Here is a 26,897-nt window from a genome sequence, read left to right as displayed (position 1 = left end):
GGTCATTATCCTCATTTTTCATCTTTTTACAAGAATCATCATGAAATCTATATGAACTTTCACAAAATATTCTTACAATGGTACTGCATGACAAAATTTGTTGAAAGGTGGAGAACAGGTGAGAATACAGAAAAGACGATGCAGCGTCAATATGACACTCCGTATTCTGCTGCCCCTAGTTATGATACTTAGTCTAATCCTCCCAACATCACCCATTAAAGCAGAAGAAAACAAATCCTCCAGTGTGAATCTCAGCATTTTAGCCACAACTGACGTTCACGCTAACATGATGGACTACGATTACTACAGCGACAAACCGACAACGGAATTCGGGCTGGCACGAACGGCTCAGCTTATTGAGAAGCACAGGCGCGAAAACCCGAATACGCTGCTTGTCGATAACGGAGACCTGATTCAGGGGAATCCCCTCGGAGAATACGCCGTAAAATATGAGAAAAATGATATCATTTCAGGCGCAAAGACCCATCCGATCATTGAAGTGATGAACAGTCTGCATTATGACGCAGGAACACTCGGCAATCATGAATTTAATTATGGGCTTGAATTTCTGGACGGGACAATCAAAGGCGCTGATTATCCGATCGTTAACGCCAATGTGAAAACATTAAGCGGCGAAAACCGTTATACGCCTTATGTCATAAAAGACAAAACCGTCACGGATGAAAACGGCGGCAAGCATCAGATAAAAGTCGGCTACATCGGCTTTGTTCCTCCCCAAATCATGACGTGGGATAAGAAAAATCTTGAAGGCCGCGTTCAGGTCGAAGACATTGTCGAATCCGCAAAGAAAACCGTTCCGAAAATGAAAGCTGAAGGAGCCGATATCGTCATCGCCCTCGCCCACAGCGGCATCGAAAAAAAAGCGCAGTCTTCCGGAGCGGAAAACGCCGTTTTTGACCTGGCAACGAAAGTCGGCGGAATTGATGCGATCGTATCCGGCCATCAGCACGGGCTTTTCCCTGATGCCGAATATAAAGGCGCTGATCAATTTGACGTCGATAAAGGCACGATTAACGGCATCCCCGTTGTCATGTCAAGCAGCTGGGGCAAATATGCGGGCGTCATCGACCTCCGGCTTGAAAAGACAGACAGCGCGTGGCATGTGGAAGATGCAAAAGGCAGCATCGAGCCGATTGCCGGCAATGTGACGTCGGAAAACGAAACCGTCGTCAATACCGTCAAAAAAGCGCACGAAGGCACATTGAAATACATCAGAGAACCCGTCGGCCAGACAAAAGCCGATATCAACAGTTTCTTCGCCCAAGTCAAAGATGATCCGTCCATTCAAATCGTAACGGATGCACAAAAATGGTACGCTGAAAATAAGATGAAGGATACGGAATACAAAGATCTGCCTATCCTCTCGGCGGGCGCCCCGTTTAAAGCCGGCGGGCGGAACGGCTCAAACTACTATACAAACATTTCCGCTGGCGACCTCGCCATCAAAAATATCGGCGATTTGTACCTGTATGACAACACGGTTCAGATCGTCAAGCTGAACGGAAGCGAAGTGAAAGACTGGCTTGAAATGTCCGCAGGGCAATTTAATCAGATCGATCAGGCAAAAGGCGGCAGCCAAGCGCTTTTAAATGACGCCTACCGCTCATACAATTTTGATGTCATTGACGGTGTCACCTATCAGGTCGATGTCACAAAACCGGCGAAATACAACGAAAACGGAACAGTCATTCATCCCGATGCAAGCCGGATCGTCAACCTTTCTTATCAAGGAAAGCCCGTCAGCGCCAAGCAGGAATTTCTGATCGTCACAAATAATTACCGCGCTTCAGGCGGCGGAGGATTCCCTCACTTAAGCAATGATAAAATCGTATATTCATCAGCCGATGAGAACAGGCAGGTCTTAATGGATTACATCATCCAGCAGAAAACGATTAATCCGCAGGCTGATCATAACTGGTCCATCCTTCCGGTCAAAGGGACAAACATGACATTTGAATCTTCCTTGGCCGCAAAGCCGTTTGCCGACCGCGCAGATGACGTCGCCTATATCGGTGAATCACAAAACGCGGGCTACGGACAGTACAAGCTCCAATTCAAAGATGATGAACCGGGCACAGAACCGCCGAAAGATGACGCATGGAAACTCACCGTTATGCATACAAACGACACGCACGCCCACCTTGATAACGCGGCGAGGCGGATGACGAAAATCAAAGAAATCAGAAGCGAAACCGACCGCAGCATTTTGCTGGATGCGGGAGACGTTTTCTCAGGCGATCTCTATTTCACAAAGTGGCAGGGGCTGGCTGATTTAAAATTGATGAACAGCATGGGTTACGACGCAATGACCTTCGGAAACCATGAGTTTGATAAAGGCCCGGGTGCTCTCGCCAGCTTCCTGAGCGGGAACGGAAGCGCGGCTGATCCGTCCGGAAAATACAATTTTCAAGCGCCTGACTTTCCGCTCGTCAGCTCAAATGTCGATGTGTCCAAAGAGTCAAAACTCAGACCATTCATGAAAAAAGCAGACACATTTACGGCAGGGAAAAAGAAAAAAGCAGGCATCTATCCATACATTCTGCTTGATGTAAACGGAGAAAAAGTCGCCGTATTCGGCCTAACGACAGAAGATACGTCCGTCACATCAAGCCCGGGAAAAAGCATTGTCTTTCATGATGCCTTCCAATCCGCACAAGATACGGTAAAAGAAATACAGAACAAGGAACATGTCAATAAAATTATCGCCCTGACCCATATCGGGCATCAGCGTGATCTCGATCTTGCCAAAAAAGTAAAAGGCATCGACTTGATCGTCGGCGGACATACGCATACGCTTGTAGATAAAATGGAAATTGTCAAAAACGAAGAGCCGACCATCGTCGCCCAGGCAAAAGAATACGGCGAATATTTAGGCCGTGTCGATGTCGCATTTGACAAAAACGGCGTCGTTCTGCCGGAACAATCCTCTCTTCAAGCGCTGCCGGTGAACGAGCAGACGAAAGAAGACCCGGATCTGAAAAAAGAGCTTGATCCGTTTAAAAAAGAGCTCGTCTCCGTCAAAAATGAAAAAGTCGGCTCAACAAAGGTCGCACTTGACGGCCAGCGCGAGCATGTCCGCTCCAAAGAAACCAATCTCGGAAACTTCATCGCAGACGGCATGCTGCAAAAAGCGAAGGAAGCGGCCGGCGCCCAAATCGCGATCACAAACGGGGGCGGCATCCGCGCGGGCATTGATAAAGGAGACATCACACTCGGCGATGTGCTGAATGTGATGCCGTTCGGCAACACGCTTTACGTCGCGGATTTAACCGGAAAACAGATCAAACAAGCCTTGGAACAAGGGTTAAGCGGAATTGAGGCTCAAGGCGGCGCCTTCCCTCAAGTTGCCGGTTTAACATACACGTTTACACTGAATAAAAAGCCGGGACACCGCGTTCTTCAAGCTGCGGCCGTACAGGATGACGGCAGCGTAAAGCCGATTTCTGATAAGAAGACATACAGAGTCGCCACCAGTAACTTTGTCGGTGAAGGCGGAGACGGATATTCCGTCTTTAACGAAGCGGCCCATAAAGAAGACCTTGGCTTTGTCGACTATGAGGTCTTCACCGAGCAGCTTGAAAAAGCGGGAAAAGCGGTGGAACCGAAAGTTGACGGCCGCGCGCAGGAAGTGTACCTGCCGACGAAACAAAAAAACGGCTCGTGGACGCTTGAAGATGACAGCGCATTTGCCGTCTATGCCAAAAACGCCAACACGCCGATCGTGTATTACGATAAGAATGACGGCGCCAAAAAGCCGATTGATCTCAGCGTGACAAAAAAACAAATCGGCCTGTTAAAGGACAGAACATCGGATTCTTCCCTTACGATCCTGCATGACAAGTTCAGCATGAAAATGCCGATGGCAAACGCTGCTTCAGCTGATACACGATTCGGCGTGACGCCGAAAGGAAAAGTAAGCGGGGCGCTTTCAAATGTATACGACTTTACAATGAAGCAGAAAAACAAAGACATCAAAACATTCAAAGCGCCGGTAAAGCTCACCCTGCGCATTGAGAATACGAAAAAGGCGAAACAGCCGGGCATTTACCATGTAGACCGGAAAAAGAACGTCTATACAAAAACAGACAACGGTTCGGTTTCACACGATCTCGTCACGGGCTATACAAATCATTTCAGTGAATACACCATATTAAACGCAAACACGAAGAGCGCGCCGCCGACAAGCGGAGATCACGGCTCCGGAAAGCAGCCAAGCGGACAAAAACCGTCATCCGGGCCTGCGCAGGACGGAGTATCGCCGGGCGGCCTGCTTCCTGATACGGCCACGACGATGTATTCCATCCTTCTTGCCGGGTTACTCATCAGCGCGCTCGGAACGGCACTGTATCTGCATCAAAGAAGAAAAGCAAAAAAAGTGAACGAAGCATAAAAAGACCGCTTTTATCGGGCGGTTCATCCCAAGAGCTCTCCTGATCTGATTTCAGGGGAGCTTTTTCTCTCGGTCCCCCTCTGAGTCGACAGCCGTACGGCCGAGTGATAAAATATGAACGTTATTCGCGAAAGACTGCATCCGCATCGTTTAACACTTCACGGCAGGGCCTCTCTTTCACACGGCGCCGCCTGTTTGGAGGACTTTTTTTGAAGATAACAGGAAACAAACAAAACCGCATGTCTTACAAGAAAAAGCTGTTTTACGTGATAACAGCGCTCTGTTTTATCAGCTCGCTCATTTTCGTCACTCACAACGCTTCTTTTTATGAGCGCCCGATTGCCAAAGTGACGAAAACAACATTGGAACACCAGTCTGACGTACAGGACATGCATAAAAACAAAGATAAGATTTTCAGTCAGACGATCACTGCCAGACTTGAAAACGGCAGTCAGAAAGGACAGCTCATTCATTTGTCCAATCAGTATTCATCATCCGGAGCGAACGATCAGAAATATTCGATTGGCGATGAAGTATTCGTTTCTATTGATAAAGGGAAACCATCAAACAAGGATATATCGGGAAGCATTATAGATAAAAAACGGGATAAACAGCTTTTGCTGATCGCTTGGGTTTTCATCTTCACCTTGCTTATCGTCGGCAAAAAACAAGGCTTCTTTTCGATCGTCAGCCTGATGTTCAACGCCGTTTTACTGTCGTTTGCATTAGATTTGTACAGGAAGCATCCTAATATAGGATTAATTTTCATCTGCGGTGTCTGTATTCTCATCTTTACTGTCATCTCATTGCTGCTTGTCAGCGGTTTTCACGCGAAAACATACGCCGCCATTGCCGCGACGCTCGCAGGCACTTTCGTTTCCCTGCTGATTACGTATCTGGTAATGCTGGCAACCGGAGAGAAAGGTCTCAGATATGAGGAAATGCAGTATTTAACCCGCCCTTATCACACGGTGTTCATGGCCGGGGTATTTATCGGATCACTGGGAGCGGTCATGGATGTAGCCATTACCATGACGTCATCTGTCTTCGGATTATATGAAGAAAACAAGGGTATCTCATTACAAGCACTCAGACGTTCCGGGATGGAGATCGGAAAAGACATCATGGGGGCGATGACCAACATTCTGTTTTTTGCTTATATAAGCGGCTCTATTCCGATGATGCTTTTGTATTTGAAAAATGATTCCCCGATAGGATTCACTCTTTCTATGAACATTTCCTTGGAAATAGCCAGAGCATTGGCCGGAGGGATCGGAATCGTATTAGCCATACCCGCCAGTCTGTATGCTTCTATCTTTTTTATTAAACGAAAGAAGGCAAGCTCATGAATGTCATCGTAATTCTCGCGGCGATTTTATTTCTATTAATGGTCATCATCGGCGGAAAAAAAGGAGCGAGGTCTTTTATTGCGTTATTCTTAAATTTCGGTGTTCTCTTTCTCACCATTATTTTCATGACAGACCCGCATATCAATCCGATTATTTTAACATTGCTCTCTTCCGCCGTGATTTGCAGCATTACTCTTTTTTATATTAATGGAGGAAACGTCAAAACCGTAACCGCCTTTATTTCTGCAATGCTGACGATTGTACTGCTGCTGTTTTTTATTATGTCTGTAACAAAACATACTTCGATTCAGGGATTCGGTGAAGAAGAATTGGGTGATATCGGCATATTCACACTGTTTGTCGGGGTGGATTTTGTGAAGGTTACCGCAGCCATGATCATCATGGGCACGATAGGGGCGATTACCGATGTCGCGATTTCCATTACTTCACCCATGCGGGAAATTTACAGTCATAATCCGTCCATGAGAAGAAAAGATCTGTACACATTCGGATTAAGCATCGGGAGAGATATTTTAGGAACGAATACGAATACGTTATTCTTTGCTTTTTTCGGCAGCTATTTGGCTTTAATTATCTGGTTTAAAGACTTATCATACTCAGCTGAAAAAATTGTGAACTCAAAAGTATTCAGTGCGGAAGCCGTTACCATTCTTTGTGCCGGAATCGGGATCGGCATCATCATTCCCGTTACGTCCTGGATCACCGCCTGTTTTTTAGCAAAACCAAATAAACGTTAAAAGCTGCCGGGACACGCCCGGCAGCCTTTTTTATCTTATACCCACTTTACAACGTCTTTTGAGGCAGATCTTGTTTTCGGGCGCGGTTCTCTGACACGGTAGCCGAATGCGGCCATAACAGAGATGTCGAAACTTCCGTTTTCCAGAAGCCCTTCTTCTTCAAGAATCCGGTGAATTTCTTTGTAGTTGAAGCCTTCTACAGGGCATGAGTCGATTCCGATCTGCGCAGCGGCTGTCATCATATTGCCGAGGGCAATGTAAGTCTGTTTGGATGCCCAGTCAAACAGCGCGCGATCTGATTCAAGCAGATTGAAATCATTTTTCTGAAAGTCTTCCGTTTTGCTGATATAGCCTTCATACATATCTTCCGGCATTTTTTTGACTTCCCGCAAGTGGTTTTTGACATAGTCGGCGTCAAAACGGATATCCTTTGCCGTCCGGGCAAGCAGAAGTACGAAATGGCTTGCGGTCGGCAGCTGCTTTTGCGCGCCCCATGTGAACTCGCGGAGTTTTTCACGAAGCTCCGGATTTTGAACGACGACAAATTTCCAAGGCTCCAAACCGAGTGAGCTTGGGGATAATCTTCCCGTTTCTAAAATGAATTCAAAATCGCTTTCTGAAATTTTTTTCTCAGGATCAAATTCCTTTGTGGCGTGTCTGAATTGATACGCTTCGATGATCTGCTGTTTTTTATCTGACATTCATGATCTCTCCTTTTCAATCGTTATGTACTATTGTAGCCATTATTTTTGAAAGTACCAGTACGCACATTTTTGTTGGATAGTATTCATTTTGATACTGACAAAAAAACGGGCTGCCGCGGCAGTCCGTTTTTATTTTTCTCTTCTCGCAAAGTCGACGAAACGGAATTTATCAAGCCTGTGCCGGCTTTCCGTGTACTGAAAGAGGCTGGTATCCTCCAAAAAGACGCGGTTTTTCACGACCGCCATATGACTGAATCCGCCGAGATCCAAATACTTCCGGTCCTCTTCCCCCGCCGGCTCCACGACAATTTCCTTTTGCGCGTAGCTGATGGACAAGCCGAGCTCTCCTTCAAGATACTCATAGATCGAATCTTCACAAATCGCCTTCGTCAATAGAGGCACATGTTTTTTCACAAAGTAATCCTTGTCCAAAATAATATGTTCTCCGTCAATCCGTCTTGATCTGACGACTTCCCACACCTTTTCATCCGCTTCTGTACCAAGCTCTTTTGCGGCTTCTGAGGGAGGCAGGATCAGCCCGAAACGGTGAACCGTCGTTCTCGTCTCTTTTCCGAGCGTTTCCGAAAGCTCTTTGAAGCTGATCAGGCCTGAGACGGGAAAACGCATTTTTTCTCTGTCTAATATGACGGAGCCTTTGCCTTTGATTTTCTGGATGTAGCCGTTTTGCGCCAGCATATTAAGCGCTTTGCGGACGGTTTCTCGTGATGTGCCGTATTGATCGCACAAATCATTTTCAGACGGAAGAACGTCTTCAGCCTTCCGCTGACCGCTTTCGATCTGCCGCACCATATCTTTATAGATTGTGATGTATTTATTCACTTTCATTTGACCACCCAGATTAGTGTATCACGCTTTTGTCAGATGATAAACGATCGATTCATACGGACGGAGCGTCAATCGTTCCGGCCGCCCTTCCCTCGGTTCATCATTCGTCAGCAGCACCGTAAACCTCCAGCCGTCCGTGTCCTCAAGCGGAACCGTAAAGTCCGCTTCTTTCCCGTAGTAGTTGTTGATGCACAGCAGTTTTTCGTCCTTGCCGTGTCTGACGTACGCCAGAACCGCCGGATCGTCTTCAGCAAGCAGCTCAAACGTTCCTTCAGTCACGATGTCATATTCTTTTCTGAGCTTGATGAGCTTCTGATAATGGTAGAAAATTGAATCCGGGTCCCGCAAAGCCGCTTCCGCGTTAACGTCCCGATAATCATCCGCCGCCGGAATCCAAGGCGTGCCCGTCGTGAAACCGCCGTGCGGCCCGCTGTTCCACTGAATGGGGGTTCTTGCATTGTCTCTTGATTTCTCTTTTAAAATGGCGATAATGTCTTTTTCGGGCACGCCTTCTTCCTTCATCTTTTTGTAAATATTCAATGATTCGACATCGCGGTATGAGCCGATGTCATCGAATTTCGGATTGCCCATGCCGATCTCTTCACCTTGATAAATGTAAGGCGTGCCCTGCATCATATGAATGGCCGCCGCCAGCATTTTGGCTGATTTCGTCCGGTATACGCCGTCGTCTCCGTATCTGGATACGGCCCGCGGCTGGTCATGGTTGCACCAGAATAATGCGTTCCAGCCTCCGCCTTTTTGCATCTCCGTCTGCCAAAACGCTAAAATCCGTTTCAGCTTCAGAAAATCAAACGGAGCGAGCGCCCATTTTTCACCATTCGGATAATCCACTTTTAAATGGTGAAAGTTAAAAGTCATATCGAGTTCTTTATTCTCAGGGTTTGTGTACCGGATGCAGTGGTCAGCCGTTGTCGAGGACATTTCACCGACCGTCATACTGTCATATTTCGAAAACACTTCCCGGTTCATCTCATGGAGAAATTCGTGCACGCGCGGCCCGTCCGTATAATAAGGGCGCCCGTCACGCCCATCCTCGGCATCAGGAAACGATTGGTCTTTAGAAATGAGGTTGATCACATCCAGCCGGAAACCGTCGATTCCTTTTCGGAACCAAAAATGCATCATGTCGTAAACCTGTTTTCTCATCTCTTCATTTTCCCAGTTCAAATCGGCCTGCGACACATCAAATAAATGCAGATAGTGCTGGCCTGACGCCGGGTCGAGCTCCCAAGCGGAACCGCCGAATTTTGATTCCCAGTTGTTCGGCGCCCGGCCGTCTTCCTTTCCGTCTTTCCAAATGTAAAAATCCCGATACGGACTGTCGGGTGACGAGACCGCTTCTTTGAACCACCGATGCTCGACTGATGTATGGTTTACGACAAGATCCATGACGACCTTGATTCCTCTTTTGTGCGCTTCATCGAGAAGGCGTTCAAAATCCTCCATCGTTCCGTATGCTTCATAAATGGTGCAGTAATCGCGAATGTCATAACCGTTGTCATTCTGCGGCGAATCGTAAATCGGCGTAAGCCAAATGACATCAATCAAAAGCTTCTGCAAATAATCAAGCTTCTCGATAATACCGTTCAGATCACCGATCCCGTTTCCCGTCGTATCATTAAAGCTCTTCGGATAAATTTGATATACCGCTGCCTTTTTCCACCATGGTGTGCTGTCTGTTTTCATTTTTCTTCACCGCCTGTAATGTTTTGAATTGAAAGGGAAAAGGGACAGCCTGATAGAAGGCGCCCCGCAGGTTTTCTATTTTTGCCGTTTCAGCCGCGCATACCCGTATGTTCCCGCAAACGGGAGAATCAGCACGATCAGCATTCCGATCGCAAACGGACCCCAGTACTGACTCATAATGGAGAAGATCCCCGGCACGCCGCCGACTCCGACCGAGCTTGCGAGAACGCCTTTGACGGAAATGAACATCCCCGCGATTCCCGAGCTGATCATGGCGATCACAAACGGAAATTTGTAACGCAGATTCACTCCGAAAATCGCCGGCTCGGTAATGCCCAAATATGCGGAAATGCCGGCCGTCAGTGAAAGCCCCCGCTGTTTTTTATCTTTTGTAATCAGCATCATGGCCAAAGCCGCCGATCCTTGAGCGATATTTGACAATGCGAGCATCGGCCATAAAAATGTGCCGCCGAGCTTTGATCCGATTAATTGAAGATCGACCGCGAGAAACGTATGATGCATCCCCGTGATCACAAGCGCCGAATACAGCCCTCCGTACAGCAGGCCTCCGATGGCGGAGAATTGGCCGAAAACGGCAATCAATCCCGCCGTCAGCGCGTTACCGATCGCAAAGGTGATCGGACCGATGATGACAAAGGATAGAACACCGATGACCAAAAGCGTCACCGGCGCGACGACCAACAGCTGAATGCCCTCCGGCGTCCGTTTCGTCAAAAAGAGCTCAAGCCTGGCAAGTAAATAAGATGCCAGCAGAATTGGGAGCACCTGACCTTGATACCCGACTTTCTGCACCTCAAGGCCGAACAGGTTCCACACCGGAATATCGCCGCTCTGCTCGGCGGCCCCGTAGCCCCATGCGTTTAACAGATCAGGATGCACCAGCATCAGCCCTAGCACGATACCCAAGAGCGGGCTTCCTCCGAACCGCTTCACTGCCGACCAGCCGATTAAAGCCGGCAGAAAAGCGAAGGCCGTCCCCGCGATCAGATTAATCATATTGGCGAGATCCGCCCATTGCGGATACACTTGGACAATCGATTTGGCGCTGTAGAAAATGCCTTCCGCCGTTAATATATTGTTCAGACCCATTAAAAGCCCGGCCGTGACGATCGCCGGCAAGATCGGAATAAAGATGTCCGCAAGCGTTTTCACAGCACGCTGTAAAGGATTCATTTTTTGCGCCGCCGCCTTCTTCACGTCATCCTTGGACGCTTCGCCCATCCCCGTTTCCTTCACTAATTCCGCATATACTTTGTTGACCGTCCCCTGCCCGATCACGACTTGAAACTGCCCGTTTACCGCAAAAGATCCTTTGACAATGTCTATTGCATCAAGCATTTTTTGGTTTACTTTGGTTTCATCTATTAATGCAAACCGCAAACGCGTCACACAATGAGTCGCCGCCTCAATATTTTCGATTCCGCCGACAGCTTCAGCGATCTGCCGCGCAGCCCGGTTAAACTCACCCATGCCAACCCCTCCGTAACCGTTTTCATTTTGTCTTACAAACTTGTATATACATGTTTATGACTCTATTGTAATGATGTATATACATGTCGTCAATCTATTTTTATAGCGCTTTCATCACAAATATACTGCGAAAGACCCTGAAACAAAAAAAGCCCCGCCGGAACCGGGCCTTGACTTCTTGTTTTATCGGGAACATGTCCGGGCGGAATTCACAACAGGAGCACAAAAAGCATACAGTACTGTACAACTAAGTTAAAGAGGTGTGAAGAGATGCCATCCACTGTTATCAACCTGTACTATTTGAAGATTAACAGTATTTCTGGCAACGGATCTATTACGATTGGGGAAGCGGCATACAACAGTCCCACCACAAATAACAAATCACAAGGACTGAACTCTTCATTCGGCGATACGTCACCTATAGAATCGATGATGGAGAACTTGTTAAATGATCCTGATGTCAACGACCAGACAGAAATCGGAACCGCAGATACCGCAAATGTTATGCCGGTACCGCCGACTATAGATTAAAGGGGTTTTTATGAATGCCTTACCAAATTAACGTCGTCAATATAAAAGTAAACGGAGCAACGCAAAACGGAAACGTCGATATCGGTCAGACCGTACAAAACAGCCACACCGCCAACAGCAAATTTGTCGGCGCGAACTTTTCTTTAGGGGATTTTTCGCCGGCCGCCGGATGTTTGAATTCGGGCCATCTTGACCCTGACGTGAGCGACCAGGATCAGATCGCCAACCCGTCAATGCCGATCGCAAATCAAATATAGGGAGGTTCTGCCGAAGTGGATATCGAAAAAATGAGAAAGTGGCTTGAGATTACGAACGAGCACAAGCCCAGCGACTTTTGGACCAATGTCCTGAAACGGAAATCTCCCGAAGATTTTTTCTCCTTACAAAAAAACACCCTGACTTATGATATTTATCAGGATGAACAGCACACATTCGTCATTGTGGAAATGCCCGGCGTTTACGAAGAAGAATTGACATTGAGGCTGCTGTCAAGAACACGGCTGCATATCAGAGGAAACATCACACCCCTTTTTCCAAAGAACATGGGCGTCTGCCAAAACCGGTATTACGGGGAAATCGATGAGACGATTGAGCTTCCTGAACCGGCTGAGCCCCACCTGTTACAGGCGCAGTGCGTAAACGGCCTGCTCCACATTTCCTACCCGCGCCTTATGGAGCACATTCCTTTTCAGAAAAAAATCTAAAGAGCCGGCTTACGGGCGGCCCAGCCGTCTGTACACTTTCTCCTTATAATGAGAAGATGCGGGTTTTGAGAACATGGCTTTCTCCTCCGTCAGTTTGTCGAGTCTGACTTGTTTTTCCGTCCGTTTGTTCCGCAAGTGATCCCGCTCCTGTTCATTGCGGCACTTGGCGATCAAATAATCGAGCGTCATCAGCTCTTTCTTCAGCGCGCCCTCATCCTCGGCGATCCCGGCGTTTTTTAATATGCGGTAGCCCATTCTGAGCGACTCCGGAAGATGTGCGGCATCGTCTTTCGGCAGGGGCTTTCCCATTCCTTTGATGCCGGCGAACTCTCCATCCTTAATGGCGCGCTTGATTTTATCTTCAGCCACGATATGGGCAATATCCATCACTGTTCACCTCTTTTTTCAATAGAACCGGGTATGATCATACGGAAACACAAATCCCAGTTTGTGCCATTTATATGTATTAAAGCTGTCATTCAACAGATCAACCCCCGTTGCGACAGCGTTTTTCGCCCTTTTTCCGATGAGCCTTTTCCACCTTTTCTATTTGCTGGTTTCATGGTATATTGATTACGTTCGTTTTTTCTATCGTTCCGTGTAAACCGTGATCGGAAAAAAGGAGTGTAACAATGAAAACATTTATAAAAGAAAGAGGACTTGCCTTCTTCTTGATAGCGGTCGTGTTATTGTGGGTGAAAACATATGTCGCTTATATTTTAAACTTTAACCTCGGCATAGACAACACGATCCAGAAAATATTGCTTTTTGTGAATCCGCTGAGCTCCAGCTTGTTCTTTCTTGGATTTGGGCTTCTTTTCAAGAAAAAATTACAGCAGACAGCCATTATTGTGATTCATTTTTTATTGTCTTTTTTGCTTTTTGCAAACATCGTCTATTACAGATTCTTTAATGATTTCATTACCATCCCGGTCATGATGCAGGCAAAGACAAACGGCGGCCAGCTCGGAGACAGCGCGTTCTCGTTAATGAGATGGACAGACGCCTTCTACTTCCTGGATACCGTCATTTTGATTATTTTGGCCCTTAAGATGAAAAAACCGGCTGAAAAACCGGCGAAGAAATCATTCAGAATCGTTTTGGCTTCCGCCGTGCTTATGTTCCTGATCAACCTCGCCGTCGCGGAATCCGACCGTCCTGAGCTTTTGACACGCTCATTTGACCGAAACTATCTGGTGAAATACTTGGGCACGTACAACTTTACGATTTACGATGCCGTGCAGAATGTGAAATCAAACAGCCAGCGCGCGCTTGCCGATTCAAGCGATGTAACGGATGTGGAAAACTATATGAAGGCCAACTATGACGTGCCGAACAACGTCTACTTCGGAAAAGCCGAAGGAAAAAACGTCATCTACGTCTCATTAGAGTCTCTGCAATCCTTTATCATTGACTATAAAATTAACGGCAAGGAAGTGACGCCGTTTTTAAACAAACTGGCGCACGATAATCAAACATTCTACTTTGATAACTTTTTCCACCAAACGGGACAAGGTAAAACATCTGATGCGGAATTTATGATGGAGAACTCTCTGTACCCGCTTTCGCAAGGTTCGGTTTTCGTCAATAAAGCGCAAAACACGCTGCAGTCCGTTCCTGCGATCTTAAAAGGCAAAAAGTACACGTCTGCCGCTTTCCACGGAAATACGCAGACTTTCTGGAACCGTAACGAAATGTACAAAGCGGAAGGCATCGATAAGTTTTTCGATTCCGCTTATTATGACATGAGCGAAGAAAACACGAAAAACTACGGCATGAAAGATAAACCGTATTTCAAAGAATCCATGCCGCTCTTAAAGAGCCTGCCGCAGCCGTTCTATACGAAGTTCATTACGCTGTCCAACCACTTCCCGTTCGGAATGGATAAAGAAGACACGGACTTCCCGGCGGGAGACTTTGGCGATTCAGTCGTCAATAATTACTTCCAGTCCGCGAACTATCTGGATGAATCAATTGAACAGTTCTTTCATGACCTGAAAAAAGACGGCCTGTACGATAAGTCGATTATCGTGATGTACGGAGACCACTACGGCATCTCCGAAAACCATAATAAAGCGATGGCGAAAGTGCTCGGCAAAGATGAGATCACTGAATACGACAATGCCCAGCTTCAGCGGGTGCCGCTCTTTATCCACGCTCCCGGCGTGAAAGGCGGCCGCAATCACAAATTTGCCGGTGAAGTCGATGTCGCGCCGACCGTTCTTCATCTGCTCGGCGTCGATACGAAAGATTATCTCATGTCAGGTTCAGATATCTTATCGAAAGAGCACAGAGAAGTCATTCCGTTCCGTAACGGAGACTTCATCTCGCCGAACTATACGAAAGTGTCCGGCAAGTATTACGATACGAAAACCGGAAGACTTTTAGATGATTCAGAAGTCGACAAAAAAGAAGACTCTCTCGTCAAGACTGAGCTTGAAATGTCTGATAAGATCATCAACGGCGATCTGCTTCGTTTCTATCAGCCGAAAGGCTTTAAGAAAGTGGATCCTTCACAATTCGATTATACGAAGCGTGAAGATTCCTCAGCAGATGATCAAAAAGAATAAACAAAAGCCAGATCATATCAATGATCTGGCTTTTTTATGTTCAGCTCCCGGCGGCGGCCATAGAGCGCTTTTGCAGGCTGTCGGAAAGAACTGAATAAGCGACGACTTTCTTTTTCTGCTGTTTGACGACATCTACATGGTCTTCGTAGCTGTATACAAACACCGTCACATCTTTTTTTCCTTTTCTCGTCTTAATGACAAGCGGATCGGCTCCGTTTTGCGGATGAAGATAACGCTCTTCATCCCCTGGGTATATATAATGCCGTTCGATAAACACGGCTTCGTTAAAATCATCAATCACCCGGCGTTTGTCTTCGCCTTCCAGACGTTTTCCGCCGAGGGAAACGGCAGCGGACGCGTCACTGAGCTTTGAATGGGTTTCAAACTTGCGGAGGATCCATTCCACCGCTCCGGTAGGAAGGCATGTCAGCACAATCTTAATCAGGCTTATGACAACAATTGAAACAACTGCAATCCATGTCACCTTACATCATCTCCATACTTGTTCTACATGAATCTTAACATAGAAGAAAACGTTGTTTTTTGTACATTATGTGAAACTTGATATATGTTCAAAAAAAATCCGGATCACCTAGGTGATCCGGATTTTTCAAGTCTGCTTCTGGTCGTCACGGCGGACGGCTTCTCTCAGCTCTTCCGCGACAAATTCGACGTTCGGCCCGATAATGACCTGTGCCGTTTTATTCCCCGTTTTGATAACCCCTTTTGCTCCCGCTTTTTTAAGCGCCGCCTCATTAATGAGAGACGTATCCTGCACGGTCAGCCTGAGGCGGGTCGCACAGTGATCAATCGTTTCGAGGTTTTGCCTGCCGCCGAGCCCCTTGAGCATGGCATGTTCTTCGACGGAACCGGCCGTATCTTCACTAAGCACTTCTTCCTCTTCCTCATCATCTTCCCGTCCCGGCGTTTTCAAGTTTAACGTTTTGATGAGCATATAGAATACGACAAAATAGATCACTGCATAACAAAGCCCGACAACGAGCAGCAAAAGCGGTTTTTCGGCAATGCCGTAGCTGAGTAGATAATCGATCGCCCCCGCCGAGAATGAAAAACCTGACCTGATTCCGAGAACATTCACGATAAATAAAGAGAACCCGGTTAATATAGCATGAACCCCGTACAAAAGCGGTGATAAAAACATAAATGCAAATTCAATCGGCTCTGTAATTCCGGTAATAAATGCCGTCAGCGCGAGACCGATCATCATTCCGGCCGTCGCTTTGCGCTTACTTGGCTTAGCCGCGGCAATCATTGCCAGACATGCGGCCGGAAGCCCGAACATCATAATCGGGAAGAATCCCGTCATATAAGTTCCCGCCGTCGGATCCTTCGCAAAGAAGCGGGCCAGATCTCCCGTTTTTCCGTGAAAATCGCCAAACTGGAACCAAAAAATATTATTCAGCACATGATGAAGACCGAATGGAATCAAAAGCCGGTTAAAAATCCCGTAAATCCCGGCGCCGATTCCGCCAAGCCCGATCATCCATTCCCCGAAAGACGTAATCACCGACTGAATCGGCGGCCACACAAATCCGAAGATCCCCGCCAAAATAATGGTAATCAGCGCCGTTACAATCGGAACGAGCCTGCGCCCGCTGAAAAACCCGAGATATTCGGGCAGCTTCGTATCCTTAAAGCGATTATACGTGTATCCCGCAATTAACCCCGCGATAATCCCTCCGAAAACGGCCATATTATTTGTCGAATTGATTGATTTTACAGCCGCGTCCAGCATGATATAAGAAATTGCTCCCGACAGAGCGGCGGCCCCGTTGCTGTCTTTCGAAATCCCGATCGCGATTCCGATCGCGAAAATCAGCGGCAGATGATCAAATACCGCGGTCCCCGCCGCGTAAATGAACGGAATATTTAATAAGTCCTCTCTGCCGATGGCCAAAATAATACCAACGGCGGGCAGAACGGCAATCGGAAGCATAAATGATTTTCCGAGTTTTTGCAAAAATTGAAGCATTTTACCCATCCCCCTTCTTTTTTCTTAAATATACCACATAAGTTATCTAGTGATCTATACCAATTTTCCTTCATTTATTCACATAAGGCTTGTTGGTTTTCTATTTATAAACCAGTTGTGGTAAGCTTGAATCAGATGATTAAAAATAGAAAGCGGGAATGACAATGATTGTAACGAACGATCAAGAATTAGAAGGCCTTAAAAAAATCGGCAGAATCGTCGCGCTGGCGCGTGAAGAAATGAAGAAAAAAGCCGAGCCCGGCATGAGCACGAAAGATCTTGACCTGATCGGAAAGGCTGTGCTTGACGAGCACGGAGCCGCTTCCGCTCCGGAGAAGGAATACGATTTCCCGGGCGTGACATGCATCAGCGTAAATGACGAAGTCGCTCACGGCATTCCGAGCGCCTCTAAAATCTTAAAAGCCGGAGATCTTGTAAATATCGATATTTCGGCGGAGTTCGGCGGTTTTTATTCCGATACGGGAATTTCATTTGTACTCGGAGAAGGCGATGAACGTCTGCAAAAGCTTTGTAACTGCGCAGCATCCGCATTTCAGAAAGGATTGGATCAGGCAAAAGCCGGCAAACGCCAAAACCAGATCGGCAGAGCCGTCTATCATGAAGCCCGCTCCAACGGATTTACCGTTATTAAAACGCTGACGGGCCACGGAATCGGCAGAAACCTCCATGAAGCGCCGAACCACATCATGAATTACTATGATCCGTTTGATAACGCGCTGTTTAAAAACGGAACCGTGATCGCGCTTGAGCCGTTTATTTCCACGAAAGCGGAAACGATTGTTGAAGCGGGAGACGGCTGGACGTTTAAAACGCCGGATAAAAGCCTTGTCGCCCAAGTGGAACACACCATCGTGATCACAAAAGATAAACCGATTATTTTAACTGCATTGTAATGTTTCATCTCCCTTCCAAACAGGTATACAACAACTAACCCGAAGGAGGGAGACGCATGAAAAAAGATAAAGAAAAAATCAAAATCGAAAACGAAATACACGCCATGCACGGCGTAACGAAACAGCAGATTTTAGAGGATTTCGAGGAATTTAAGGCGTACCTTCATCAGAAAATTTCCGCCGGAAAAAAACTGGGTCTGGATGACAGCAAAATCATCAAAAGCGCCGCCATCCTCGGGGACTATCTCGCCAAACACGAGGAGCCCTGCAATGCGGAAGAAAAACTCTTACAAGAAATGTGGGACATTGCGGATGACAATGAAAAACAGCATTTGGCCCAGCTTCTCGTCAAACTTGCCGGACACTGATACAGTGCCCGGCTTTTTTATGCTCCGTTATAAGAGTTGTGCTACACTGGACATATGTCTGTGAAAGGAGCCATTTTTCAACATGTGGTTTATTATCTTCGGGTTTATTTTCTTTATTGAAAGCATCATTCTCACCGTTTACGGAGTGAAGAAAAAGAAGGGGATGCTGATTTATTTCGGCGTCGTTTTCGGAATCATGACACTCGGAACGGTGCTGTTAAAATTAACCGGCCATTAAGCATGAAAAGACCGCCCTTTACATATATATGTAAGAAAGCTTTACATCTCTGAATCGAAAGTCTCAGTTTTTGCGTTATCCCTTTTCAGCGTCTTTTTATAGATGTTACAATGCCAAAAGTTTGGCAAAAACTGAAGAAACCTCCCCAGCGGGAGAACGGAGAAAGGAGTTTTCTGACATGCATTATGGCAGTAAAGGCTGGTATGTAGAAGAGTTAAAGAAAAAAGGAATTACCCACTATGAAGGAAGAAAGCTTCAAAGCTTCAAAAAGTACTTCCTTGCCAATCTGCTGGAAACAAAAAAACAAGCATAACGTAAATCAGCCGTGCTGTCAGTGCAGCACGGCTTTTTTCTATACATTAGTGAGCCTGTCTCTTTTTTTAAGGAAGGACTCCCTCCAGCTTTCTGACAGCGCTTCTTCCCGCAGTATTTCTTCAATCGCTGACAGATTGCCGGAATCACGATATTTCACTTCATTCGCATACCAGACGGAAATGCTTTCTTTTCCTCTCGACAGACGCTTGAGGACGGGACGCGGATCGACATATCCTTCTTCAAGCACCCTGAAATAAAAGCCGGTAAATCCCGTCTGCTGTACACGGAGCACCATATCTTTGATGCCATATTTGAGCGCGAGTTTGACGCAGGGCTGGCGCGGCTGGCTTACTTGAACGACGGCTTCCCCCAGCTGAAAGACGTCTCCGATCCACACGTCTTGTTCGGCAAGTCCTTTGACCGTTACATTCTCCCCGAACGCGGCGGCGGGAAGTTTTCTTGCGAGCGTTGTTTCCCAATATGAATAATGCTCGGCGGGATACACGCACACCGCTTTATCGGGGCCTCCGTGATGCTTCAAGTCGGCTTGCCCGTCCCCGTCAAAATGGGTTTTATACAGCATGACGGGAGAATCTGCGGGCCGCTTTATGATGCCGGAATTGATTTGTCTGCCGGCAAATTCATGAATTGCGGGCTTTCCGAGATTGATAGATAAGACAGAATAGTCTTGCGTCACCTCGTTCACATCCTTTGCGAAATCTCATATCTTTCCTTTATCATAGTAAGAAAAAGGTGGTTTTTCCATGCTTCAATATCATATGATTGCAGACGGCCGGGTTCAGGGCGTAGGTTTTCGCTACTTCGTCCAGATGGAAGCCGACAGACATAAGGTAGCCGGCTGGGTAAAAAACCGTGATGACGGCCGGGTGGAAATCCTTGCCGAAGGTCCTGAAGAGTCGTTAAAACAATTTGCCGAAGCAGTCAGAAAAGGCAGCCCCTTCTCAAATGTCACAGGCGTAACCATCGAAGAATCACACCGTCTGAAAGGGTACCGCACTTTTTCCATCAGTTACTGATAAGGCTTGTCCTGATAATAATAATTCGGCTTCACAATCGTATTGTCATATGATTTATGGAAAATGTGGGTGGAAGCCGGCGAGATCGGCGGAATCAGCCAGGTCCAGTCGCCCGTCAGCTTTCTGCCCGCGTCTTGTTCCTGTTCTTCAAAGCGTTTAAATTGATTCGCCGCCGTATGGTGATCGACAATGCTGACACCGTGTTTTTTGTATGAATAGAGCACTGCCTTATTCAGTTCCACCAGCACCTGATCTTTCCACAGGTCGGTATTCAGGCTGGCGGAAATCCCCATGACCGCAGCGGCTTTTTTGAGCATATCATACCGTTTTTCGTCAGCAAGGTTCCTTGCGCCGATTTCGGTTCCCATATACCATCCGTTAAAAGGCGCCGCGTTGTACGACAGCCCGCCGATTTCAAGCCTCATATCGGCGATAATCGGAACCCCGTACCATCTGAGATTTAAATCGGCAAACTCTTCAATATCCGGATGGGTGATCGGCACTTCTTTCACGAGCGTCTGAGGCAGGTCATACCAGACCGGCTGCCCGTCCCCTTTCATCCGGAAAAGCAGCGGCAGAATATCAAAATCGGTCCGCTTCCCGCGCCAGCCGAGTTTTTCGCAGACAGCCGTCAGCTCATATGATGCCGGATCACCGACTCTTCCTTTTTCAGTCTCATATCCCGCATAGCGGATGAGCTGGTGATTCCAGATTTCCACTTGCTTCTCCCCATTCTTCTCAGGGGGGAATATCGTAATCGTCGGTTTAATTTTTCCGCCGTTCGTGGCGATTTCAATATGTTCAAATAATGCGTCGCGCACCTCTTCTTTCGTGTTCACACCGCGCCGGTCAATGACGTTCAGCGATTGCCAGAACAGACGCCCGATACAGCGGTTGCTGTTGCGCCACGCCATTTTCGCCCCGTGTTCAAGCTCTTCCGCCGTATGGACGTAACTTCCCGTCCGATCTATCTCATCTTTTATCGCGTGCAGACGCGCGTTGATTTGCGATTCCATTCCGAGTTCCTGATAGCAGACATCAATAAAATCCTTCGCCTCATCCCAAAGTATTTCCGTATGTTTCAAAAAACTCTCTCCTTCAATTTACATCTGTTTCCCATTGTATCGTTTTTAGGAGTGAACACAATGGTTTTTTTGTATCATACTGGAAACTGCAAAGAAAAAACACCTGTGATGTTCGCAGGTGTTTTACAAAACGGAATGCAGTTTTTCAGCCAGTGTAAGCAAATCCTCACGGTAGTTTTTTCCCGTCATCGGAATTCCGTGACCCGTCAAAAGCGCTTCCGGCTCCAGTTCGGCCAGTTTCTGAACGGATGCAGCCGCCGTCTGCGTATCCGCTGTAAAATAAGCGGGCGGCCCGTGAAGCTCTTGCTTTTGAATGACAACGTCCGCAAGCGATTCCTGTTCAACAGTGATCACGGCATCACCGGCAAGCAGAACGCGGTCTTTATCCCGGAATAATGAAATATGGCCGGGGGTGTGACCGGGCGTATGCACCCATTTCCATTCTTCAAGAAACGGAACGGTACCGTCTGAAGGCAGTGCCTGAACGGACGGAATGCGGATCGAATGGCGCGGAAACAGCGGTGACAGCTTTGCGACAAGCCCTTTTTTCGCATCGGGCCTGGCAGGCGGATAATCCGCTTTCCCCGTGACGTACGGGAGCTCCTTTTCATGAATGTAAACCGGCACATCCCAAAGCTCAAGCAGCTCTTCAATCGCACCGACATGATCAAAATGACCGTGTGTCAAAATGACCGCCTTCAGCTGATACCCCTCTTTGAATCGGCGTTTCATTTCTTCTGTTATCATCTCCGCCGATTGCGGCATTCCCGCGTCAACCAGAATGATTTCCCGCGGAGCTGAGGGATTTTCGATAAAGTAAACATTCGCAATCTGCACGGTCAGTCCGTAAACGCCGTCCGCCGCTTTAAAACCGGCTCCGCTTCTCACTGAAAAAAGCGGCATAAACGGATCACTCATCATGGCACCTCCTCTGATGCCTTTAGTGTGCGACGAACCGGGTGTTTTATGTTAAAAAATCGTGATTGCGCCGATGATGAGCGCAAAGGCCGTCATGACGATAACGGCAAGAACCGCCCATTTCATCGCAAACTTCTGGTGTTCATCAATGGTGACCCCGGCAAGCCCGACTAATAAATGCGTCGACGGCACGAGCGGGCTTAACATATGAATCGGCTGGCCGATGATCGAAGCGCGGGCGATTTCCACCTTATCTACACCGTACGCCACGGCGGTCTCGGATAAAATGGGCAGCACGCCGTAAAAATAGGCGTCATTGGGCATCAGAAACGTAAAGATACCGCTCGTTAAGGCAACAATCGCCGGAATAAATCCCCCCATCTGTTCCGGAATAAGCGATACGAGGGAAATGGCCATCTCATCAACCATCTTCGTTCCCGTTAAAATTCCGGTAAACACGCCTGCGGCAAAAATCATCGAACCGATCGCAAGCACATTGCTCGAATGGGCTGAAATACGCTCCCTTTGATCGTTAAGCTTCGGATAGTTGACAATCAGCGCGATACAAAACGCAATGATGAACAGCACGGTTAAATTCACTTTTCCTGACACTAAAAATCCCACTAAAGAAAGCGTTAACAGTAAATTGAACCACCACAGTTTCGGCCGCTTCCATTCATCTTCCGCAGCCGCAGCTGTTTCATTTGTATGGGACGGCTGCTTTAATTCGATCACCCCGAGCCGTTTCCTTTCCATCCTTCCGAGTACATAAGCGACCACAATCATACACACCATTCCGCTGGCAATGACAGGCAGCATCGGCCCCGTCAGCTCTGCCGGGTCAACGCCGAGCGCACTCGCCGCACGCGGCGTCGCGCCGCCCCATGGTATCGTGTTCATGATACCCATGCCGACACCGGCGATTCCCGCTAAAATAATCGGACGGATTCCGAGCATGATATACAAAGGCAGCATTGCGCTTGTCGTAATCATATACGTCGTCGAGCCGTCTCCGTCCAGTGCGACAAGCATGGTCAAAACGGCTGTTCCGACTACAATTTTGAGCGGGTCGCCTTTAACCAGCTTTAAAATACGCGACACCATCGGATCAAATAAACCGGTATCAATCATAATGCCGAAATAAAGAATCGCAAACATAATCATGACTGCAATCGGCGCCACCTGTTCAATCCCGGAAATCATCATCTCGCCGACCCGGTTAAAAGAAAACCCGGCAAACAGCGCAAACACGATCGGCGTTAATACGAGCGCCGTTAACACTGAAAGCCGTTTTGTCATAATCAGCACCATAAAAACAAGCATCATAAGAAAGCCTAAGATTGCTAACACAGTATGTCCCCCTTATTATGAATACGCTTACATTTTAAAGGCCCGATCCCCTTTATCCGCCTTTTTGCTATCTTATGAGAATTGGATATTGAAGTAAATATTTTGGATTTTAAAGATTTTTAATTTTTTATAACCTTTTCGTTCATTTTGTTCATTTATAAATAAAAAGCCTCCCGCAAATATGCGGAAGGCTTATTTTTCGCTGCTCATCATCTCTTTATAAAACTCGGTCTGCTCTTCTAAAAAGCGTTTTGCGCCGCTGCTGTTTTTATAAAAGCTCTCCCAATCCCGTTTTTTCAACATTTGCTTCCACTCCGCGGATGAGGTAATCTGTTTCAAAGCCTGATCCCAATAGGCGATCTCGCCTTCGGTCATGTCTTTCGGCCCCATGATGCCTCTCCAGTGCGCAAAGACAAACGGCACCCCCTGCTCTTTCCATGTCGGCACATCGCTGAAGCCGGAGAGCCTTTTGTCCGACGTAACGGCCGCCAATGTGATTTTCCCTTTCCGATAGGCGTCTCTCGCTTCTGAAATGGTCATTGAGGCGGCGTCTATCTCGTGGCTGATAAGAGCTTCAATGACTTCATTGCTGCTCCCGTATTGAAAAAAGCGGATATCAAACGGAGAAATTTCGGCCATTTCTGCCGCTCTCGCAAAGGAGAGCTGGTCATCATTTCCGAGGCCGGGCGCAAATCCGATTTTTATGCCGCCCGGATGTGCTTTAATATCGCCGAGCAGCCGCTTTCCGCTTTTTATCTTTGAATCCTTCGGAAGAGCGACGGTCTGCCACTCTTTTGCGATAATGGCCAAAGGCGTAAAATCAGCTGCCTTCAGCCGGCTTTGTCCCAAAATTTCATTGCTTAACAGCAGGCTTGAATTCATACTGATGACATCCGTTTTTCGTTCGTTTACATATTTCCAGCCGCTGTCTCCGCCTCCGCCGGGTTTATAGACGATCTTTACGGGCCGGCCTAATATTCGCTTCCGCTCTATTACCGATTGCAAAGCTTTTGCCGTTACGTCCCAGCCCCCTTGAGGCGCCGCCGGGACGACAATTTCAACCGGCCCTTCGGCTGAACGGATGCCCGCCATCATCTGCCGTCCGTCAAAAGAAACCAGCGCCGCCAGCATGACAAGAAGCACTCCCAACCGCTTCATTTCTCCCATCCCTTATTCATGTGCTAAATAATATTTCCGTTCCGGCCTGCCGATAATGCCGTACTCTAATTCAGCGAGCGCTTCTTCCCGAGAAACGAGAAACTCGGCGTAGCGCCGCGCCGTTGTTCTGGAGGCGCCCATTTTTTCGCCCAGTTCTTCAGCCGTCATCCCTTTTTGGGCTGCCCTGAGCGCGTTTTTGATTTTTTGAAGTGTAATCGAATTAATCCCGGTCGGCAGATCATTGAGCTGTTTTTGTTCTTTCTGACCGCTTCCGAAAAACATGTCGATAACGGACTGGCTCAGCTCCGGCTGTGAGTGCAGCCATTCTCTTTTTTCACGGTACTGCAAAAGCACTTCTGTAAATTTATGTGCCGACACCGGCTTTATGACATAGTGGGAAACGCCTGATTTGAGCGCTTCCTGCAGCAGTCTTGTTTCGGCAGAAGCCGTAATAATGATGATATCAACGGAAGGAAAACGGCCGCGGATAAGGGGAAGCAGATCTGTTCCCAGCTCATCCGGCATATAAATATCCAAAAGCAGCAGATCAGGCTGCCGTTTCTCAAGCAGCGATATGGTGTCTTTGGCATTGATTGCTTTGCCGATGACATTGAATCCATCAAGATGTTCGATAAATTTTTCGTGAATTTGCGCTATTCGAAAGTCGTCCTCTGCAATCGCGATGTTAATCACACCGATTCCCCCTTTGGCGTTTCTTTCGGTATAAACACCGTAAATACGGCACCGCCGCTCTTTTGCTGCGAAATCTCTATCGATCCCTGCAATTCACTGACAGCTTCTTTCAGATTGGCTAAGCCGTATCCTCTCCTCGTCCCCTTTGAAGAGTAGCCCTTTTCAAATATGGTTTCTGTTTTTTCCTGAGGCACGCCGTCTCCTGAATCCGCCACTTCGATGACGATATCCCTGCCGATATCGGTCATAAAAAAGGCGACCTCTTTTTTCTCTTTTTCGGCGACGGCTTCGAAAGCGTTATCAATAAGATTTCCGATGATCGTAATGAGCTGGGATGAACCCACATGCTCCGGCAGCGATTCTAAAAAGCTGTTTTCATCTATTGAAAGCTTCACTTTCTTCTCAGACGCCTTTCCCATTTTTCCTAATAGTATGGCCTGAACCCGCTGTGAATGAATGTTTTGAAAGAGGATTTCGTGCTGTTCATTCTGGATGGCGTACTCTTCTTTTATCAGTTCAATGGCTTCATTATATTCTCCCAGCTCTAACAGACCGAGGATCGCGTAAAGCTTATTCGAGAATTCATGCGTTTGCGCCCGAAGATCCTCCGAGTATTTTTTCATTTCAGTCAGCTTGTTAATCAGTTTCTTGAGCTCTGTTTTCTCCCGGAAGCTGATCACCGCTCCGTATACTTGTCCGGTCTGCTTCATTTCTTTCACGTTTAAGATAAATACTTTATCTCCGGCACGCACCTCCACGTTCGGCGGTAATTCTCCCCCTGCCAAAACCGGCATGAGATTTGCGCCCGGCATGATTTCTTTTATATGCCTTCCGATCATCGGTTCCGGAAGATTCAGCATACCAGCCGCAGATAAATTCATCATGGTTACCACGCCTTCTTTGTTTACGGCGATAATCCCTTCTTTAATCGCAAGGAGCATCGCATTGCGCTCCCTGTACAGCGCTGCAATTTCATGCGGTTCAAGGCCGAGTGTATCTTTACGGATGCTTTTTGCGAGTGCCGCCGCTCCCCCGATGCCGATAAGAAACACCAAACATGCAAAATAGCCTAAATGCCGCAGATGCGCTTTCATATCTTTTTCTATCTCATCTTGTAAAAACTCGACTGTCACCGTTCCGACGACTTCGTTATGATTTTTTTCCTCCAAAATAACCGGGGCGCTCCCCCGGACAGCCTTCATTCCGTCGGAAACCGGTGACCCGCCGAACATGACGGTTTTATTTTGCAGATTTTGATTTTCTTTCGGAATACTGCTTCGGGCCGAATGAAATGCAACATGCCCTTTTTGATCAGTGATGTAGACGGCGTGCGCGCCTGCCTGTTCTTTCATTTGTTCAATGACATCTAACTTTGTAAAAGCCTCTTGATCCGCAAGCCGGAACGCCTCTTTTACAGGAGGCATGTATGAAATGGTTTTTGCCGTTTGCACCGCCAGCTGTTCAGCCTGCTTCTGGCCTTCCTTTAATTGCTGAAAGGCAAATATAACTGTGAGCGTTCCGATGACAAGTATTAATAAAGCCGCAATTAATCCGGCGATTTTCATTTGCAGAGAGACATAAAACCGCTTCGCTTCCAACACAGCACCAGCCGTCCTTTCCTCCTAAAATCATACCACTTTTTAAATCTTTGTTTCTCATTTTTGAGAATTTTCGTGATCTTGTTCTCTTGCGGCTTACCAAAAAGGTATGATAGGTATATATTTACTTTTACATAGTTTATATAACACACAAAAAAG

General features: G+C 47.3%; 26 protein-coding genes. 12 read left to right on the top strand and 14 right to left on the bottom strand.

From position 1 onward, the window contains the following. The first annotated feature begins 118 nt into the window (after positions 1 to 118). The 3 genes from GNE05_RS04315 (at position 119) to GNE05_RS04305 (ending at position 6,518) form a co-directional block, all read left to right on the top strand. The gene (locus GNE05_RS04315; RefSeq protein WP_160182484.1) at positions 119 to 4,411 is read left to right on the top strand and encodes a multifunctional 2',3'-cyclic-nucleotide 2'-phosphodiesterase/3'-nucleotidase/5'-nucleotidase; all 4,293 of its coding nucleotides are present in this window, start codon (positions 119 to 121) and stop codon (positions 4,409 to 4,411) included. 209 nt (positions 4,412 to 4,620) lie between these two features. Further along, positions 4,621 to 5,760, top strand: coding sequence for a YibE/F family protein (locus GNE05_RS04310; protein WP_014417191.1), 1,140 nt, complete (start codon positions 4,621 to 4,623; stop codon positions 5,758 to 5,760). Continuing rightward, positions 5,757 to 6,518 carry a YibE/F family protein gene (locus tag GNE05_RS04305; protein WP_160182483.1) on the top strand — a complete coding sequence of 254 codons (762 nt, stop codon included), beginning with the start codon at positions 5,757 to 5,759 and terminating at the stop codon, positions 6,516 to 6,518. Before GNE05_RS04310 ends, GNE05_RS04305 begins: the two co-directional genes overlap by 4 nt. A gap of 35 nt (positions 6,519 to 6,553) precedes the next feature. Here the strand turns inward: GNE05_RS04305 and GNE05_RS04300 are convergent, their stop codons facing one another. From GNE05_RS04300 to treP, 4 genes are all read right to left on the bottom strand, one after another. Next, positions 6,554 to 7,219 carry an NAD(P)H-dependent oxidoreductase gene (locus tag GNE05_RS04300; RefSeq protein ID WP_003155588.1) on the bottom strand — a complete coding sequence of 222 codons (666 nt, stop codon included), beginning with the start codon at positions 7,217 to 7,219 and terminating at the stop codon, positions 6,554 to 6,556. Positions 7,220 to 7,351: 132 nt separating this feature from the next. Next, positions 7,352 to 8,068, bottom strand: a complete 717-nt coding sequence (gene treR, locus GNE05_RS04295; RefSeq protein WP_160182482.1) for a trehalose operon repressor — start codon at positions 8,066 to 8,068, stop codon at positions 7,352 to 7,354. 21 nt (positions 8,069 to 8,089) lie between these two features. After that, the gene (treC, locus tag GNE05_RS04290) at positions 8,090 to 9,775 is read right to left on the bottom strand and encodes an alpha,alpha-phosphotrehalase (RefSeq protein ID WP_160182481.1); all 1,686 of its coding nucleotides are present in this window, start codon (positions 9,773 to 9,775) and stop codon (positions 8,090 to 8,092) included. 75 nt (positions 9,776 to 9,850) lie between these two features. Then, the gene (gene treP, locus GNE05_RS04285) at positions 9,851 to 11,266 is read right to left on the bottom strand and encodes a PTS system trehalose-specific EIIBC component (RefSeq protein ID WP_160182480.1); all 1,416 of its coding nucleotides are present in this window, start codon (positions 11,264 to 11,266) and stop codon (positions 9,851 to 9,853) included. Positions 11,267 to 11,536: 270 nt separating this feature from the next. Here treP and GNE05_RS04280 point away from each other — a divergent pair, with 270 nt between their 5' ends. Genes GNE05_RS04280 through GNE05_RS04270 form a run of 3 tightly spaced genes read left to right on the top strand, consistent with a single transcriptional unit; the run spans position 11,537 to position 12,501 of the window. After that, on the top strand, positions 11,537 to 11,797 hold the full coding sequence (locus GNE05_RS04280; RefSeq protein ID WP_014417185.1) for a spore germination protein: 261 nt from the start codon (positions 11,537 to 11,539) through the stop codon (positions 11,795 to 11,797). Between the two features lie 14 nt (positions 11,798 to 11,811). After that, positions 11,812 to 12,054 carry a spore germination protein gene (locus GNE05_RS04275; protein WP_003155595.1) on the top strand — a complete coding sequence of 81 codons (243 nt, stop codon included), beginning with the start codon at positions 11,812 to 11,814 and terminating at the stop codon, positions 12,052 to 12,054. Between the two features lie 15 nt (positions 12,055 to 12,069). Then, on the top strand, positions 12,070 to 12,501 hold the full coding sequence (locus tag GNE05_RS04270; RefSeq protein WP_003155596.1) for an Hsp20/alpha crystallin family protein: 432 nt from the start codon (positions 12,070 to 12,072) through the stop codon (positions 12,499 to 12,501). A gap of 9 nt (positions 12,502 to 12,510) precedes the next feature. Here GNE05_RS04270 and GNE05_RS04265 read toward each other — a convergent pair whose 3' ends face one another. After that, on the bottom strand, positions 12,511 to 12,888 hold the full coding sequence (locus GNE05_RS04265) for a DnaJ family domain-containing protein (protein WP_007610033.1): 378 nt from the start codon (positions 12,886 to 12,888) through the stop codon (positions 12,511 to 12,513). A gap of 245 nt (positions 12,889 to 13,133) precedes the next feature. On the opposite strand from GNE05_RS04265, the gene GNE05_RS04260 reads away from it, so the two are divergent. Beyond that, the gene (locus tag GNE05_RS04260) at positions 13,134 to 15,071 is read left to right on the top strand and encodes a lipoteichoic acid synthase (RefSeq protein WP_020955498.1); all 1,938 of its coding nucleotides are present in this window, start codon (positions 13,134 to 13,136) and stop codon (positions 15,069 to 15,071) included. Between the two features lie 40 nt (positions 15,072 to 15,111). Here the strand turns inward: GNE05_RS04260 and GNE05_RS04255 are convergent, their stop codons facing one another. Beyond that, positions 15,112 to 15,555, bottom strand: a complete 444-nt coding sequence (locus GNE05_RS04255; protein WP_007408492.1) for a YfmQ family protein — start codon at positions 15,553 to 15,555, stop codon at positions 15,112 to 15,114. 126 nt (positions 15,556 to 15,681) lie between these two features. Beyond that, the gene (gene nagE, locus GNE05_RS04250) at positions 15,682 to 17,064 is read right to left on the bottom strand and encodes an N-acetylglucosamine-specific PTS transporter subunit IIBC (protein ID WP_015239387.1); all 1,383 of its coding nucleotides are present in this window, start codon (positions 17,062 to 17,064) and stop codon (positions 15,682 to 15,684) included. A 164-nt stretch (positions 17,065 to 17,228) separates the two neighbouring features. Here nagE and map point away from each other — a divergent pair, with 164 nt between their 5' ends. From map to GNE05_RS04230, 4 genes are all read left to right on the top strand, one after another. Further along, entirely contained in the window at positions 17,229 to 17,978 is a 750-nt protein-coding gene (gene map / locus GNE05_RS04245) for a type I methionyl aminopeptidase (protein ID WP_007408490.1), read from the top strand. Positions 17,979 to 18,034: 56 nt separating this feature from the next. Then, positions 18,035 to 18,346 carry a DUF3243 domain-containing protein gene (locus tag GNE05_RS04240; RefSeq protein ID WP_160182479.1) on the top strand — a complete coding sequence of 104 codons (312 nt, stop codon included), beginning with the start codon at positions 18,035 to 18,037 and terminating at the stop codon, positions 18,344 to 18,346. Positions 18,347 to 18,428: 82 nt separating this feature from the next. Further along, positions 18,429 to 18,584 (top strand): hypothetical protein, encoded by a 156-nt coding sequence (locus GNE05_RS04235; protein WP_003155608.1) that lies wholly within the window; start codon positions 18,429 to 18,431, stop codon positions 18,582 to 18,584. Between the two features lie 178 nt (positions 18,585 to 18,762). Next, positions 18,763 to 18,897 carry a YflJ family protein gene (locus tag GNE05_RS04230; RefSeq protein WP_003155609.1) on the top strand — a complete coding sequence of 45 codons (135 nt, stop codon included), beginning with the start codon at positions 18,763 to 18,765 and terminating at the stop codon, positions 18,895 to 18,897. Between the two features lie 39 nt (positions 18,898 to 18,936). On the opposite strand, the gene GNE05_RS04225 is transcribed toward GNE05_RS04230, so the two are convergent. Continuing rightward, positions 18,937 to 19,596 carry an MOSC domain-containing protein gene (locus tag GNE05_RS04225; RefSeq protein WP_015239385.1) on the bottom strand — a complete coding sequence of 220 codons (660 nt, stop codon included), beginning with the start codon at positions 19,594 to 19,596 and terminating at the stop codon, positions 18,937 to 18,939. A 67-nt stretch (positions 19,597 to 19,663) separates the two neighbouring features. On the opposite strand from GNE05_RS04225, the gene GNE05_RS04220 reads away from it, so the two are divergent. Continuing rightward, the gene (locus tag GNE05_RS04220; protein WP_012117064.1) at positions 19,664 to 19,936 is read left to right on the top strand and encodes an acylphosphatase; all 273 of its coding nucleotides are present in this window, start codon (positions 19,664 to 19,666) and stop codon (positions 19,934 to 19,936) included. On the opposite strand, the gene nosA is transcribed toward GNE05_RS04220, so the two are convergent. From nosA to GNE05_RS04190, 6 genes are all read right to left on the bottom strand, one after another. After that, complete coding sequence (gene nosA / locus GNE05_RS04215) at positions 19,930 to 21,021, bottom strand: nitric oxide synthase (RefSeq protein WP_012117063.1); 1,092 nt, start codon at positions 21,019 to 21,021, stop codon at positions 19,930 to 19,932. The genes GNE05_RS04220 and nosA overlap by 7 nt on opposite strands. A gap of 123 nt (positions 21,022 to 21,144) precedes the next feature. Then, the gene (locus tag GNE05_RS04210) at positions 21,145 to 21,939 is read right to left on the bottom strand and encodes an MBL fold metallo-hydrolase (protein ID WP_039062768.1); all 795 of its coding nucleotides are present in this window, start codon (positions 21,937 to 21,939) and stop codon (positions 21,145 to 21,147) included. Between the two features lie 51 nt (positions 21,940 to 21,990). Next, positions 21,991 to 23,289, bottom strand: coding sequence for an Mg(2+)/citrate complex secondary transporter CitM (locus tag GNE05_RS04205; protein WP_115941319.1), 1,299 nt, complete (start codon positions 23,287 to 23,289; stop codon positions 21,991 to 21,993). A gap of 192 nt (positions 23,290 to 23,481) precedes the next feature. Continuing rightward, positions 23,482 to 24,447 carry a tripartite tricarboxylate transporter substrate binding protein gene (locus tag GNE05_RS04200; RefSeq protein ID WP_160182478.1) on the bottom strand — a complete coding sequence of 322 codons (966 nt, stop codon included), beginning with the start codon at positions 24,445 to 24,447 and terminating at the stop codon, positions 23,482 to 23,484. Positions 24,448 to 24,459: 12 nt separating this feature from the next. Continuing rightward, positions 24,460 to 25,140: a response regulator gene (locus GNE05_RS04195; protein WP_159353890.1), complete on the bottom strand. Its 681-nt coding sequence runs from the start codon at positions 25,138 to 25,140 to the stop codon at positions 24,460 to 24,462. After that, positions 25,137 to 26,741 carry a sensor histidine kinase gene (locus GNE05_RS04190; protein WP_160182477.1) on the bottom strand — a complete coding sequence of 535 codons (1,605 nt, stop codon included), beginning with the start codon at positions 26,739 to 26,741 and terminating at the stop codon, positions 25,137 to 25,139. The genes GNE05_RS04195 and GNE05_RS04190 overlap by 4 nt, the downstream gene beginning before the upstream one ends. Between the last annotated feature and the right edge of the window lie 156 nt (positions 26,742 to 26,897).

It is taken from the genome of Bacillus sp. AM1(2019) (genome assembly GCF_009906915.1).
Taxonomy (GTDB): domain Bacteria; phylum Bacillota; class Bacilli; order Bacillales; family Bacillaceae; genus Bacillus; species Bacillus velezensis.
Note: the sequence above shows the minus strand (reverse complement) of the source record. Positions and strands in the feature narration are given on the sequence as shown.